This is a genomic window from Streptomyces sp. MMG1533, from assembly GCF_001279775.1.
Taxonomy (GTDB): domain Bacteria; phylum Actinomycetota; class Actinomycetes; order Streptomycetales; family Streptomycetaceae; genus Streptomyces.
On sequence record NZ_LGDG01000268.1, the window covers coordinates 16372 to 29903 of the forward strand.

A 13532-nucleotide genomic window follows, 5' to 3' on the forward strand; every position below is an offset into this window, starting at 1 on the left:
GGTCGCGCTCTGCCGGAATGGCTTCACGGGCCCGCCTGCCGGAGCGGGCAGCCGAGGCCCCGGATCGGCCGCCCGCCCAGCAAACCATTTAGATTCCATGGAATCAACTTCCAGGGATTATTGTTCCATGTGATGCAGTGCAGATTCGGCGTCCGGTCACCTCGCCCTTGCGCACAGCACAGGAACGAGGCCGCCCCGGGCGCGGGCGGCCGAGAGCAGAGAGGAATCCCGTCATGGAACCGGTCGAGATCGAGGCGAAGACCCTGATCCAGAAGTCGAAGACCCCGTCGAACGACTACGTGATCAACCCCTACACCGGCTGTGTTCTGGGCTGCGCGTACTGCTTCGCCTCCTTCGCGGGGCGGCAGTTCGGCCGGTCGGCCAAGGAGTGGGGCGACTACCTGTACGTGAAGAAGAACGCCGTCGACCTGGCCCGCAAAGAGCTGGCCAGGATGCCCGAGCACAGGCGCCACGGCACGATGCTGCTCAGCTCGGTCACCGACCCCTACCAGGGCCACGAGACGAAGTACCGGCTCACCCGCGGCATCCTGCGCGAACTGAAGACCGTCGAGTACCCGGGCCTGGTCCGCATCCTGACCAAGTCGCCGGTCGTCACCCGCGACATCGACCTGCTCACCAACCTGCCCCGGGCCGAGGTCGGCATGACCGTGACCACCGCGGACGACAAGGTCAGCCGCTGGCTGGAGGTCCGCGCCCCGCTCGCCTCCCGCCGTCTGCGCACGCTCACCGAACTACGCGAGGCCGGCATCCCCACCTTCGCCTTCGTCGGCCCGCTCCTGCCCCACTTCGCCACCCAGCCCGAACTCCTGGACCACCTCTTCGGGCAGCTCGTCGAAGCGGGCGTCACCGAGGTGTTCATGGAGCACATCAACCTCAAGCGGTACATCCGCGAGCGCATGGACCAGGTCCTCGCCGATGAACCCGACGAGGTGCGCGAGGCGTACGTACAGGCCCGCACCAAGGAACACCGCGAACAGCTCGACGCGATCGTGGCGGATCTCCTCGCCAGGCACGGGCTGCGGCTGCGCTTCGACGAGGTCGTCCACCACGACGACAACGACGCCCTGCGGCAGAGGCTGGCCGGCTCGGCGTGAGCGCGTCGCAGCCGGCGGCAGTGTCAGGTGACGGCGTCGGGCTCGGGATCGGGGACCGCCTGAGCCCAGGCGCCCATGGCGTTGAGGACGTCGCGCAACCCCTCGCCGAGGGGGGTGAGCCGGTATTCGACGCGTGGGGGGATCTCCGCGTAGGCGGTGCGGATGACGATTCCGTGGGTCTCGAACTGGCGCAGCCGGCTGGTCAGGGTGTGCGGGCTGATGCCGGGCAGGGCCTCGCGCAGCTCGGTGAAGCGGTGCGGGCCGCGCAGGAGCTCGCGCACGATCAAGGTGGCCCACGGGCCGTTGAGCAGGGCAAGGAACCGGGCGACACCGCACTCCGGGAGGCATGGATCGGACATTTTTCGAGAGTAGCCCATTAGTGCAGTTGATGTAACTGGTGCATCACATGCACTAATGGCCCCATGACCTACGTGATTCACGGCGCCACCGGCGCCCAGGGTGCCCCCGTCGTCTCCGCCCTCGCCGCCGCGGGCAAGTCCGTGACCGCTGTGACGCGCAACGAGCACGCCGTCGTGGACGGCGCACGCGTCGTGGCGGCCGCCTACTCCTCCCCCGCTGACCTGACCGACGCCTACCGCGGTGCCGCAGGGGTGTTCGTCCACCTGCCGGTCACCTCGGAAGAGGACCGCCAGATCTTCGCGGGCAACATCCTCACCGCCGTCCGAGCGGCCCGTCCGGCCCGCGTGGTGTTCTCCACCAGCGGCTTCCCGATCGATCCCGCCGTCGGCGGAGCCGCCGCGACACTGGCTGCCGGTCTGGCCGACAGTGGCGTGTCCCATGCGGTGATCGCACCCGAGCTGTACCTGGAGAACCTGCTCATGCCCTACGTCATCGACTCGGCCCGTGAGCGCGGTGTGCTGCCCTACGCGATCCGGGCCGACTTCCCCGTCTCCTGGGCCTCCCACCTGGACATCGCCGATGTCGCCGTCGCCCTGTTCGAGCGCCCGGACGTCACCGGTGTGGTCTCCGTCGGCCAGTACCCGGCGATCACCGGGCCGGACCTGGCAGAGGCGTTCGGCACTCGGCTCGGCCGGGACGTCGTCTTCGAACCGATCACCCCCGAGGAGATGCGCACCTCGATCGCACCCCTGATCGGGGAGGGCGCGGCCGCTGATGTCGCAGGGGCCTATGAGGCGATGAGCACCATGCCGGGCCGCTCGATCGCGCCGGAGACATCCGCTCAGAAGCTGCTCGGCGTCACTCCCCGGACCACGAGCCGGTGGCTGGCCGACATCGGCGTCTGACCGTCGTCACCGCCGGCTTCAACCGGGTTTGACGGGCAGCACGTGGCAGGCCGCCCGGTTCCGCGGGCGGCCTGCCACGCCAGCCAGAGCAGCCGGCCGCCCACACCAAGACCACGGTGCGGGCGGAGAGGACCGACTGCGCACGGGGCGTAACTCCACACATCACGTGGTGTGCTGAGGGTGCCTCATCCGGGTCGCAAAAGTGAGGTGCCGTCCCGGCCGGCGATCTCTCGGCAGGAGGGGTGGACAGTGATCGGCCGGAGGCATTGTCGGTCTGCCCGCTGCTGCGCCGTCCGGGCCTCTGTAGGGCCCCTGTAGAGCCCCTGGGTGTTGGCAGCCCTCAGGGCAGTCGCCCGGACCGCGAGCCACACTCTTGATCATCTGGTCAGCCGCAGGTCAGAGGGGCTGGAGCTCCCCGAGCACCGCCCGACTCCAAACTCAAGAGCAGCGGATGCAGTCCGTTCAGGCAAAGTTGACGCCCCGACACCCGAAAATGAACGTTTCCGCAGGCTCAGAGACCTGTCAAAGTGGGGCGGGTGGGACTCGAACCCACGGCCGACGGATTATGAGTCCTTTGAGGATCTTGGCGGCCCTTGCCGATCAGCGTCGGTTCATGAGTTTTTGCTGGTCAGACGGGGCGCACCGCGTCTACACGTCTCGGTCTTTGCCGGCCTGTTCCTATCCTTGCGTCCCAACTGCGTCCCGACACCGGCACCGGTTGTTCGTCGGCACGTCCGGCACGTCCGGCCCGTGCAGGCCGTACAGCGCCCCGGAGGCACCGCCGCGGAACGCCCCGGTGATAGTGCCCAGGTCAACGGTAAGGGTGGGGGTGGCGACGGCATCAGCTCGGCCGCCCGGCGACTGCGGACGTACCTCACCCACGGCCCCTGACCGGGACGTGGGTGACCCGCACGGCAAGGCCGTGCGGGTCCCTGCCCGCCGTGCGGGGGAAGTCGGTCAGGCCCAGGGGCTGACCGACTTGAAGGAACTGTCGGCGCGGAAGGTGGCGTTGTCCTGGTAGGTGTCGACGCGCAGCTCGTAGTTGTAGTGACGGATGTAGCGGCCGGGGTAGTTGTACGACTCCAGGCCGACCGAGCCGGTGACGGAACCCGGCCGGGCGCAGAAGGTGGCGTCCTTGTTGAAGAGCGTCGTGCCGTTGCTCGCGTCGGCGCGGATCCGGAAGTCCTTGTGGCGCAGGTAGCGGCCGGAGGAGTCGCGGAAGGAGTAGCAGCTGCCGTCGGCCAGGCCGGGGACGACCGTGAAGGTGGCGCTCTGCTTGACCGCCGTGGTGCTGGAGGACGTCACCGCATCAAGGTAGCCGAGGCTGTCCGAGCGGACGGCGGCGTAGCGGCCCGGGTAGTTGACCGACTGGAGCGAGCGGGTGGTGCCGGTCGGCAGGGCGGTGCCGCCGGAGACGGGGTCGATGCTGCCCAGGGTGGGGACGACCTTTTTGATCAGTCCGTCGGCGTCGAATCCCAGCTTGTCGATGGTGGTTTCGCGGTGGGTGCCGTCACCGCCGGGGATGGCGAAGCGGTGGTAGGCGATGTACCAGTCGTCCGTGCCCGGCGCCTGCACCACGGAGTGGTGGCCGGTCCCCTTGATACCGAGGGAGAGGTCCTTCTCCAGAATCACGCTTCGCTTGGTCCAGGGACCGGTGGGCGAGGAACCTGTGGCGTAGTCGACACGGTAGTTCTCGTCCCGGGTGTCGTTCTCCGACCACATGAGGTAGTAGGTGCCCTGGCGCTTGATGACGAAGGAACCCTCGTTGTAGCCGCTGGGAGTGATCTCGGTGACCTTCGCGGGGTCGAAGGAGACCATGTCGTCGTTCAGCGGGACCACGTAGGCGTGGCCGTTGCCCCAGTAGAGGTACGACTGGCCGTCGTCGTCGGTGAAGACGTCCGGGTCGATCATCTGGCCGGTGTAGGCGCCGCGGGCGATCAGCGGCTTGCCCAGGGGGTCGGTGAACGGGCCGGTGGGGGAGTCGGAGACCGCGACGCCGATGTTCGTGTCGGCGGAGTAGTAGAAGTAGTACTTCCCGTTCTTCGCGGTCGCCGTCGGGGCCCAGGCGCGGCTGTCGGCCCAGCTGATGTCAGGACCGAGGTCGAGGATGACGCCGTGGTCCTGCCAGTGGACCAGGTCCTTGGAGGAGTACGCCTTGAACTGCGTACCGCTCCAGCCCGCGAAGCCGTCGGTGGTCGGGTAGATGTAGTAAGTGTCGCCGAAGCGGACGATGTTCGGGTCGGCGGTGAGCCCCGGCAGGACCGGGCTCCTCATGATCTGTGCGGAGACCGTCCAGGTGCGCTTCGCTCCGTCGGAGCCGGTCGCCTCGTAGGTCACGGGCTGGGTGAAGTCGCGCGGGGTGCCGGAGGCCGGGCTGATGGACGCGCCCTGGGCGAGGGTGAACTGCGGGGCGAGCGCGGTGAGATCCGTGCCCTCCTTCATCGGCAGGGCGATCTTGCTGTTGGCGTCGTCGATGACGGCGGCGATCTTCAGCGAGGGGTCGGTGACCGCGGCGATGCCCGTCGTGTTCCCGCTGATGTCGAGGACCTCGCCGGGCGTCAGCGCGCGGTTGTAGACCCGGAAGTCTCGCATCTTGCCCTTGAAGAGCTTGTCACTGCTGTAGAGCGACTTGCCGATGTAGTTGGCGGTGGTGATGCCGGACCCGATGGAACCGGGGGTGACGGTGACCGACGTGTTGCGGGCCACCTCCACGCCGTCCTGGTAGAGGACGCCCGTGGTGCCGGTCTGGGTGTAGGTGACGTGCTTCCACACCGAGCGCGGCAGCGCGGTGGAGGTCTTGGTGTTCTGCTCGGTGGAGAAGCCCCCCGAGGCGATGGCGGTCCGGAACGTGTTGCCGGTGGTGAACAGGTACCCGTTCCCGGCGCCGTTGCTGGTGTTGCCGAAGCCGTAGAGGAAGTACGGCGTGGCCTGGGCGGCGTCGATCTGCACGTCCATCGAGACGGTGATCGAGTTCATGCCGCTCATGATGTTGTCCGGCACCTTGATGTAGGTGTCGGAGCCGTTGAACGTGAGCCCTTCTCCGGCACCCGGCCAGCCCGCGGTGCCGTTGACGGTTCCGTTCCGGCCGTTGCCCGAGGAGTCCACCGCCACGGTGCCCGACGTGGCGTCGAGTTTGTACCAGAGGGCCAGGCCGTTCGTGATGTCCGCCGCCTGGGCGGGGGACTCCGGGCCGGCGACGCCCGCCAGAAGCGAGGCGACGGCCACGGCGGCCATGACGCCCGGCCGGAATCTCCGGCGGCCTTGAGGTCTCACGCTGCGCATGGGTTCACGTTCCTTGAAGAAGACACGCCTGAGGAGGGGGCCCCGAGACCTCGGCCGAGGTGCTGACGTGCCGCCCGTATGACATCGCGTTGCGTGAGTGTGAAGTGGGCCATGAGTCAACGTCAATACTTTACGAACAATGTCCGATAGGTCGAACGACCTCCTGCCTGACCCGGCGTCAAGCGAGTTTCGGGGCAGGGCCGTTCAGTGTCAGGTCCAGGGCGCCACGAGGACGAAGGAGCGGCTGGCCCGGTACGCGGCCGTCTTCTCGGAAGGGTCGAGCCACAGCTGGAGGTTGTCCCGGTGGCGGAGGTAGCGGCCGGGGTAGTTGTACGACTCCAGGGAGACCGAACCTGCCGTGGAACCGGAACGGGGGCAGAAGGTGGCGTCCTTCTGGAAGATGGCGGACCGGTCGTCGGTGTCCAGCCGGATGCGGAAGGCGTAGTGCCGCAGATACCTGCCGGTGGCGTCCCTGAGTGAGTAGCAGCGGGGGTCGGCCAGGCCGGGAACGAAGGTGAAGGTGGCCGCCTGCCGGGTGGCCGCGGAGCTGGTGGCGCCGACCGGGCCCAGGATGCCGAGCCGGCCGGACTGGCTCACGTAGTCGCCGGGGTTGTCGACCGACCGCAGGGCATGCCGCCCCGAAACCCGCGCCTCAGCCTTCGTCGCCCGGGCCGTTACCCGCGTCGGCGTCGGCGTCGGTGTCCGTGAGGCGGACCTTCTCGGGGACGGCGGCACGGACGAGGCGGCGGGCGGCGGCGGGGCCGCGACGGCGGGCCGAGGGGCCGGCTCGTGAGACTCCGTGGCGGCGTACCAGGCCACTCCGGCAGCCGCGAGTGTCACGGCACCGGCGGCTGCCGCCGCCACGGGCTTGGCGGCCAGCCTGCCGATCGTCCGCGCCGTACGGCCGGCACCGCTCGCCGTATGCGTGACCGTGCCGACGGTCGCCCCGGCCGAGTCCGCCGCCAGCGCCCTGGCCAGCACCAGCCCGGTCATGCCGACCGGCACCGGCACCAGGGCGAGGCCGGCCAGCAGCCCCTCCGCCGGTACCAGGTCGGACGAGCGCAGCAGGCACTGCGGACAGTCGCGGACATGGCGTGCCAGCCGCTTGCGCCACAGCGCCGACGGCCGCCCGTTCCATGAGGCGAGCACGGCGGCCAGGTCCGGACAGCACGGCGAGGCCGTCACGGCTCGTATGACGGTGCGCGCCGTCTCCAGCCGTTCCTTGACCCGCTGGATTCGGACCGCGGCATGCTGCGGTGTGAGGCCGCAGGCCGCCGAGAGCTCGCCGCGGGTCAGTTCACCGGCGCTCTCCATCCACCACAGCGCGAGTACCTCGCGTTCCTCGTCCTCCAGCCAGCGGGTCGCCTCCACCGCTTCACGCCGCTGGCCCGACAGCGCAAGCCGGAGAATCGCCAGGTCGGAGAAGTCGGCCTGCGGGTCTGGTTCCTGGGCGTTCTCCTCCAGGGGTTCCGCAGTGAGCCAGGTGCGCCCTCTGCGCCACCGGTCACGGATCTGCCGCACGGTGATGGCGACGAGCCAGGACCGGAACCGATCCGGTTGCTCCAGTCCGGGCAACCCGTCCAGGACCCGCATCATCGTCTCCTGGACCACGTCGTCGACGTCGCTGTGCCCGTCCAGCGCCCGCCCGACGATGTTGTAGACCAACGGCAGACAGTCCCGTATCAGCTGTTCCGAGGCCTGCCGGTCCCCGGCCCGCGCCGCCATGACGACGGTGATGTCCGGCCGTTCTTGCGCGTCCTGCGAGCGCACCCCGCCCCACCCGTCCCGTTGCCTTGCCGATGTGTCGAGGGCGTCAGTCTGTCAGGAGCGAACCCGGAGGATTTGCGTGGGCCGCTCCTCGGGTGCCGCCCCCACGTCTTCGTCCGTTCCGTGATTTCCGTTATGTGCGACGCGCCGGTGCGTCTCCTGTGTGTACGACCCCTGCGGGCGACCCCATCCCGAGGACGGACGGAGACAACGCTGCTTCTCTTGACTTCTCCCTCTTGACACCCACTCTTACTCACCTCTAACTTTTCGCTGATTTTCACGAACAATGTCCGACATTTCGAACCAGGCGTGTACTTGCCGGAACCTTTTGGCTGGCCTCCGCTCCCGCTCCCGGCGCGAAACAAGGATGTCTTTCACCTCGCCCTGGCACCCGCAGAAAGACAGGAATGCACATGTCCGTGCTTCTCAACCGGCTGGCGGCGATATTTGTCGCTGTCGGCCTGCTCTTCACAGCACAAACCCTGACCACCCCTCAGCGGGCCGCCGCCGCCGACCCGGGCTACCTGATGGTGCACTTCACCGGGGAGGGGTCGACCAATCAGCAGATGTACCTCTCGCACAGCACGGACGGCCTGCACTGGAACGACCTCAACGGCGGAGGCATGGTCCTGCGCTCCCCGGTCGGCACGAAGGGTGTGCGCGACCCCGCATTCGTGAGATCCCCTGATGGCAGCAAGTACTGGATCATCGCGACCGACCTGTGCATCGCCTGCGGGCAGACGTGGAGTCAGTCCATCAACGACGGCAGCCGCAGTCTTGTGGTGTGGGAGTCGACGGACCTGGTCACCTGGTCACAGCCGTGGCTGCTGAACGTCGCCGGCGCCATCCCCGACGGGCGCAACGCGTGGGCGCCGGAGGCGATCTGGGACCCGGCCAGCAACGACTACGTGCTGTACTGGGCGACGAACGTTCCCCTCAACGGCGCGACGAAGCACCGCATCTTCTACGCCCGCACCAGCGACTTCCGCACCATCACCACGCCGCAGAGCTACATCGAGCGCCCCGGCACCCAGGAAATCATCGACACCCAGATCATCGAGATGCCGGCCGGCGTCGGCAACTACCGCTACGTGCGGGCCTCCGGCGACGGCCAGATCACGCTCGAGGGCAGCAACTCGATCCTGGGGACCTGGACCAGGCTCGGCGACCTCTCCGGCATCGGCCTGCCCGGGTCCATGGTCGAGGGCCCGATGTGGATGAAGTTCAACGGCACCAACAAGTGGGCCCTCTACCTGGACCAGTACGCCACCAGCGGCGGCTACATGCCGGTCCTGACGACCGACCCGTCGAACCCCGCCGCCTACCAGAAGCAGGCGTCGACGAGCTACAACATGGGCGGCACCAAGAAGCGCCACGGCTGGATCATGAACCTGACGGCCGCCGAGGAGAGCCGCGTCCTCGCACGCTGGCCCAACACCGCGATCAACCGGCTCCAGTCCTACAACTTCCAGGACCGGTACGTGCGGCACACCAACTTCGACGTGCGCATCGACCCGAACGTCAGCCCCGCCGACGACTCCCGGTTCAAGCTGAGAACCGGTCTGGCGGGCACCGGCACCGTCTCCTTCGAGTCGGTGAACTTCCCCGGGTACTTCCTGCGGCACGCCAACTACGACTTCCAGCTGGTCTACAACGACGGCAGCAGCCAGTTCGCCGCGGACGCGTCCTTCCTCCAGGTCGCCGGGCTCGCCGACTCGACCTGGTCGTCGTTCCAGTCCTACAACCACCCTGACCGGTACATCCGCCACTACGCCTACTACCTGAAGCTCGACCCGATCACCACCGCGACAGCACGCAGCGACGCCACGTTCCGCGTGACGAACTGACCTGAGACCGGGATGCCGGCGCCTCCACGGGAGAGCGCCGGCATCCCCTTTCTCTGCCTCCCCCTATGCAGGCAAGAAGGACCACCACCGCGTCGCAATCGATGAGGGTGGCCGTCGGCTGCTGTCGCGACGCGTGACCAACGACGAACCCGGTGCCTGTCCGGTGCACCGCCTCGGGAGCTGTACGGCTCAACCAGCCCTGGACGATCCAGTCGCGGGCGATCGCGCCGCCGGAAGGGGCGCCGGAGCGCCGGTCGTCGCACTACGGGCTCAAGGGTGCCCGGCATTGTCGGCCGGGCACCCGCATCGGTATTGATCGTCTAGTCCCGCGTGAGCAGGTAGGCCCGGTCCTGGTCCAAGGTGACGTCGACGTTGGTTCCTTCGGCCAGTGCCTCCCGTGGGTCGACGCCCGGCTCGGTGACGGTGACGGTGCCGGCGGTCGTCTCCACCTCGTAGTCGATCGTGGCGCCGTGGAAGGTGGAGCGCAGCACCGCGCCGATGCCGGTGCCGCCGTCGATGACGGCGGACAGGCTGACCGTTTCCGGCCGCACCATCAGGTACGCGGCGGCGTCGGCGCTCACCTTGGGGTGCGCGGCGACGGTGAGCTGTCGGCCCAGCACGGTCACGGTGGCTCTGCCGCCGCCGACCTGCTCGGGCACCGCCTCCAGGAAGTTCGCCCGGCCGATGAAGTCGGCGACGAACACACTGGCCGGCCGGGCGTAGATCTCGCCCGGCGTGGCGGCCTGCTCCACCCTTCCCTTGTTCATCACCACGATGCGGTCGGACATGCTCATCGCCTCGTCCTGGTCGTGGGTGACATAGATGCTGGTGATGCCGAACATCTTCTGGATGCGCCGGATCTCCGCCCGCATCGCGTCTCGCAGCTTCGCGTCCAGATTGGACAGTGGCTCGTCGAACAGCAGTACCTTCGGCTGCACCACCAGGGCACGGGCCAGTGCGACCCGCTGCTGCTGGCCGCCGGACAGCTCGTGCGGGCTGCGGTCCTCCAGACCGACCAGGTTCATGCTGGTGACGGCCATCCTCATGCTGGTGGCGATGTCGTCGCGGGAGCGCCGCTGCAGTCGCATCCCGTAGGCGATGTTCTCTGCCACGGTCAGGTGCGGGAACAGCGCGTAGCTCTGGAACACCATCGCCATGGGCCTGCGCTGCGGGGGCATGGCGTCGATGGCCTTGCCGTCGAGGAGGATGCTGCCGCTGGAGGAGTCCTCGAAGCCGGCCACCATGCGCAGGGTGGTGGTCTTGCCGCAGCCGGACGGGCCGAGCAGGGTGATGAACTCCCCGGGCTCGACATCGAGGGACACGCTGTCCACGGCGGTCACGGTGCCGGAGCGGCCGGTGAACCGCTTGGTCAGGGCGTCGAGCCGCAGGTGTCCGCTGTCGGCCTCGCGCGGTGGCGCGGTGGTGAGTTCGGGCGCGGCGGCGGTCATGTCTTCTGCCTTTCGGAGGTGGCGGTGCGGTGCAGGGCGGCGCCGGTGCCGACGAGGACGCGAATGAGTGCGAAGCCGGTGAGCACGAGTGCGGTCAGCACCGTGCAGTAGGCGAAGGCGACGCCGTACCGGCCCGTGCTGGCGGCGCTGAGGACCTGGGACGTGATGATCTTCGTCTCTGGTGTGACCAGCAGGACGATCGTCGAGACGGAGGTCATGCTGCGGGCGAAGCTGTAGCTCAGCCCGGTGAGCAGCGCCGGCCGGATCAGCGGAAGTGTCACCCGGCGGAAGGTCTGCAGCGGACTCGCGCCCAGGTCCGTCGACGCCTGCTCGATGTAGGGGTGCAGCTGCGTGAGCGAACCCACTGCGGTGCGCTGGCCCGCCGGGACGCTGCGGACGATGTACGCCAGGACGATGGCGACCGCACCACCGGCGAGGGCGCTGCCTCCCACCAGGCTCGGGAACGCGTGCACCGGGCCGATCCACCGGTCCGGCCGGTAGGCCAGCACGAAGCCGATGCCCAGCACGGTGCCGGGAACGGCGACGCCCAGCGTGCCGCCGAGGTCGAGCAGCCAGGCCGTGCGGTCCAGGTGCCGCACGACCAGCCAGGCGATGACCAGACCGACGAGGCCCGCGACGGGCGTCGCGATGGCCGCGAACCTGAGTGTGTCCAGCACGGCCTCGACCCCCACGCCGGCGACGACCTCCTTGAGGTAGTCCAGCGTGAACGTGTTGTCGACGCCGAACACCCGGGTCACCGAGCCGACGATCACCGTGCCGTAGAGACTCAGGATCACCGCGGAGGCCAGCAGCGCCAGCCCGTAGACGGGCCACCGCGCCCAGCCGTCGATCAGGTGGACGCTGCCGGACGGACGGCCGGTGATCGTCGTACGCACCTTCCGGTTGATCCACCGGCGCTGCCCGAAGTACATCGCCAGCGACGGCACGAGCAGGATCACGCAGTAGACCGCGGCGCCGGTGATGTCGTACTCACCGGTGACCGCCAGATAGGCGCGGCCGGCGAGGACGGTGTAGTCGCCACCCAGCACCAAGGGGTTGGCCAGGTCGGCGATCGCCTCCACGAACAGCAGCAGGAACGGCGCGACCAGACCGGGGGCCACCAGCGGCAGTATCAGCGTCCGCAGGACGTGCCACCGGGAGGCGCCCATGTTCATGGCCGCCTCCTCCAGTGCCGGGTCCAGACCCCGCAGCATGCCGAGCAGCCCCAGGTACGCCACGGGGAAGAGCGACAGCGACAGCACGAACACCAGCCCGTCGAGGCCGTAGATGTCGTACTCCACACCGAACACACCGTGGCTGATGACACCGCGCCGGCCGTACAGCACGACGGTGGCCGTGGCCACCGCGAAGGGCGGGCTGACGATCGGTATCAGGGCGATGACGTGCAGGATCTTCTTCCCCGGCACATCGAGCCTGGCCTGGACGAACGCGAACAGGAAGCCCAGCGCCGTTCCGCACAGGCCGACGAGAGCGCCGAGGACCAGGGTGTTGCGCAGGATGGCGAGGTCGACCCACGAGGTGAAGAACTCCGCGTAGCGGGGGAGCGCGTCCGGCGCGAAGGCGGTGGCGAGCACCGCGACCAGCGGCACGACCGCGCCGATCACCACCAGCAGGGCGACGGCGACGATCAGGACTCGGACGCCCGGGTCGGCCCGGCGGCGCCGCCGCGGAGCCGCCACCTCCGTCGAGGTGGCCGGCTCGCGGTCGGAAAGCATCGTGGTCATGACTTCGGCGCCTGCGCGACTTCTTCGTCGAACCGCTTGGTCAGCGCCGCCTTGGCCGCCCCGGCGGCGCCCGCGTCGTATTTCACCAGCTTGATGCTGTCCAGGTCGACGACCTTGTCCGACACCTTGGCGTTCGGGTTGGTCGGGAACTGGTACGCCTTCACGCCGGGGCCGATCTCCTGCGCCTCGGGGGTCAGCGCCCAGTCGACGAACTTCCTGGCGCTGGTGGGGTTCTTGGCGCCCTTGATCAGCGCGACGCCGCCGGTCTCGTAGCCGGTGCCCTCGGACGGGAAGGTCACCTCGAGGTCGGGGAATCCCTCCTCCTTGGTGGCCATGCAGTCGTGGGAGAAGATGACGCCGACGGCGACCTCGCCGCGTGCCGTCATCTGCGCCGGCGCCGAGCCGGACTTGGTGTACTGCAGCACGTTCGGGTGGAGTCGGCGCATGTACTTCAGCGCCTTGTCCTCGTCGCCGCCGGCCAGCTGGACCTGCGTCCACAGGGCCGTGTACGCGGTGCCCGAGGTGGACGGATGCGCGATGCCGATGTCTTTCTTCAGCTTCGGGTCGAGGAGGTCGGCCCAGGACTTCGGGGCGCTGAGGCCCTTCTCCTTCAGCAGCTTTCCGTTGCTGCAGAAGCCCAGCGCGCCGACGTAGACGCCGGTCCACAGACCGGAGGCGTCCTTGTACTGAGCAGGGATGACCTTCGCGTTCGCCGACGCGTAGGGCTCCAGCAGGCCCATGTCGCCCGCGGCGGCGAATCCGTCAGCGGGTCCGCCGTACCACACGTCGAACTCGGTGTTGTCCTTGCCGGCCTGGATACGGGCCAGCGCCTCGCCGCTGGAGAGGCGGACGAAGTCGGCCTTCACCCCGGTGGTCTTGGCGAACTGCTCGGTGGTGGCGGCGCACCACTCCTCGGTCGCGCCGCAGGCGACGTGCACCACGCCGCCGTCCTGAGCGGCGCCGACGTCATCGGCCTCCCGCGCACAACCGCTCGCAGTCGCCACGACCACAGCCGCCAGCGCCATCGTCAGTGTTGCGCCGCGGCGCGACCGTCTTCCCTTTG

9 protein-coding genes are annotated in these 13532 nt (G+C 68.7%); 3 read left to right on the top strand and 6 right to left on the bottom strand.

Features of this window, described 5'->3' with window-relative positions:
* The first annotated feature begins 233 nt into the window (after window positions 1-233).
* Window positions 234-1115 (top strand): SPL family radical SAM protein, encoded by an 882-nt coding sequence (locus tag ADK57_RS40895; protein ID WP_053754807.1) that lies wholly within the window; start codon window positions 234-236, stop codon window positions 1113-1115.
* Between the two features lie 23 nt (window positions 1116-1138).
* Here the strand turns inward: ADK57_RS40895 and ADK57_RS40900 are convergent, their stop codons facing one another.
* Window positions 1139-1474, bottom strand: coding sequence for a winged helix-turn-helix transcriptional regulator (locus tag ADK57_RS40900; protein WP_053754808.1), 336 nt, complete (start codon window positions 1472-1474; stop codon window positions 1139-1141).
* Between the two features lie 63 nt (window positions 1475-1537).
* Between ADK57_RS40900 and ADK57_RS40905 the strand changes: the two genes are divergently transcribed.
* A complete protein-coding gene (locus ADK57_RS40905) occupies window positions 1538-2380 on the top strand; it encodes an SDR family oxidoreductase (protein WP_053754809.1) in 843 nt (280 codons plus the stop codon).
* Window positions 2381-3337: 957 nt separating this feature from the next.
* On the opposite strand, the gene ADK57_RS40910 is transcribed toward ADK57_RS40905, so the two are convergent.
* The gene (locus ADK57_RS40910) at window positions 3338-5653 is read right to left on the bottom strand and encodes a family 43 glycosylhydrolase (RefSeq protein WP_420711967.1); all 2316 of its coding nucleotides are present in this window, start codon (window positions 5651-5653) and stop codon (window positions 3338-3340) included.
* A gap of 219 nt (window positions 5654-5872) precedes the next feature.
* Entirely contained in the window at window positions 5873-7432 is a 1560-nt protein-coding gene (locus ADK57_RS40915) for a sigma-70 family RNA polymerase sigma factor (protein ID WP_053754811.1), read from the bottom strand.
* Window positions 7433-7842: 410 nt separating this feature from the next.
* Between ADK57_RS40915 and ADK57_RS40920 the strand changes: the two genes are divergently transcribed.
* Complete coding sequence (locus ADK57_RS40920; protein WP_053754812.1) at window positions 7843-9276, top strand: glycoside hydrolase family 43 protein; 1434 nt, start codon at window positions 7843-7845, stop codon at window positions 9274-9276.
* Between the two features lie 320 nt (window positions 9277-9596).
* Here the strand turns inward: ADK57_RS40920 and ADK57_RS40925 are convergent, their stop codons facing one another.
* Genes ADK57_RS40925 through ADK57_RS40935 form a run of 3 tightly spaced genes read right to left on the bottom strand, consistent with a single transcriptional unit; the run spans window position 9597 to window position 13494 of the window.
* Window positions 9597-10724, bottom strand: a complete 1128-nt coding sequence (locus tag ADK57_RS40925) for an ABC transporter ATP-binding protein (RefSeq protein ID WP_053754813.1) — start codon at window positions 10722-10724, stop codon at window positions 9597-9599.
* Window positions 10721-12469 carry an ABC transporter permease gene (locus ADK57_RS40930; RefSeq protein ID WP_107091776.1) on the bottom strand — a complete coding sequence of 583 codons (1749 nt, stop codon included), beginning with the start codon at window positions 12467-12469 and terminating at the stop codon, window positions 10721-10723. The genes ADK57_RS40925 and ADK57_RS40930 overlap by 4 nt, the downstream gene beginning before the upstream one ends.
* Window positions 12466-13494, bottom strand: a complete 1029-nt coding sequence (locus tag ADK57_RS40935) for an ABC transporter substrate-binding protein (RefSeq protein ID WP_053754814.1) — start codon at window positions 13492-13494, stop codon at window positions 12466-12468. Before ADK57_RS40935 ends, ADK57_RS40930 begins: the two co-directional genes overlap by 4 nt.
* Window positions 13495-13532 lie beyond the last annotated feature (38 nt).

Bases quoted from the DNA above. Each gene is read 5' to 3' on its own strand.
- ADK57_RS40920 (WP_053754812.1), top strand. From the start codon at position 7,843: ATGTCCGTGCTTCTCAACCGGCTGGCGGCGATATTTGTCGCTGTCGGC.
- ADK57_RS40900 (WP_053754808.1), bottom strand. From the start codon at position 1,474: ATGTCCGATCCATGCCTCCCGGAGTGCGGTGTCGCCCGGTTCCTTGCC.
- ADK57_RS40905 (WP_053754809.1), top strand. From the start codon at position 1,538: ATGACCTACGTGATTCACGGCGCCACCGGCGCCCAGGGTGCCCCCGTC.
- ADK57_RS40925 (WP_053754813.1), bottom strand. From the start codon at position 10,724: ATGACCGCCGCCGCGCCCGAACTCACCACCGCGCCACCGCGCGAGGCC.
- ADK57_RS40895 (WP_053754807.1), top strand. From the start codon at position 234: ATGGAACCGGTCGAGATCGAGGCGAAGACCCTGATCCAGAAGTCGAAG.
- ADK57_RS40930 (WP_107091776.1), bottom strand. From the start codon at position 12,469: ATGACCACGATGCTTTCCGACCGCGAGCCGGCCACCTCGACGGAGGTG.
- ADK57_RS40935 (WP_053754814.1), bottom strand. From the start codon at position 13,494: ATGGCGCTGGCGGCTGTGGTCGTGGCGACTGCGAGCGGTTGTGCGCGG.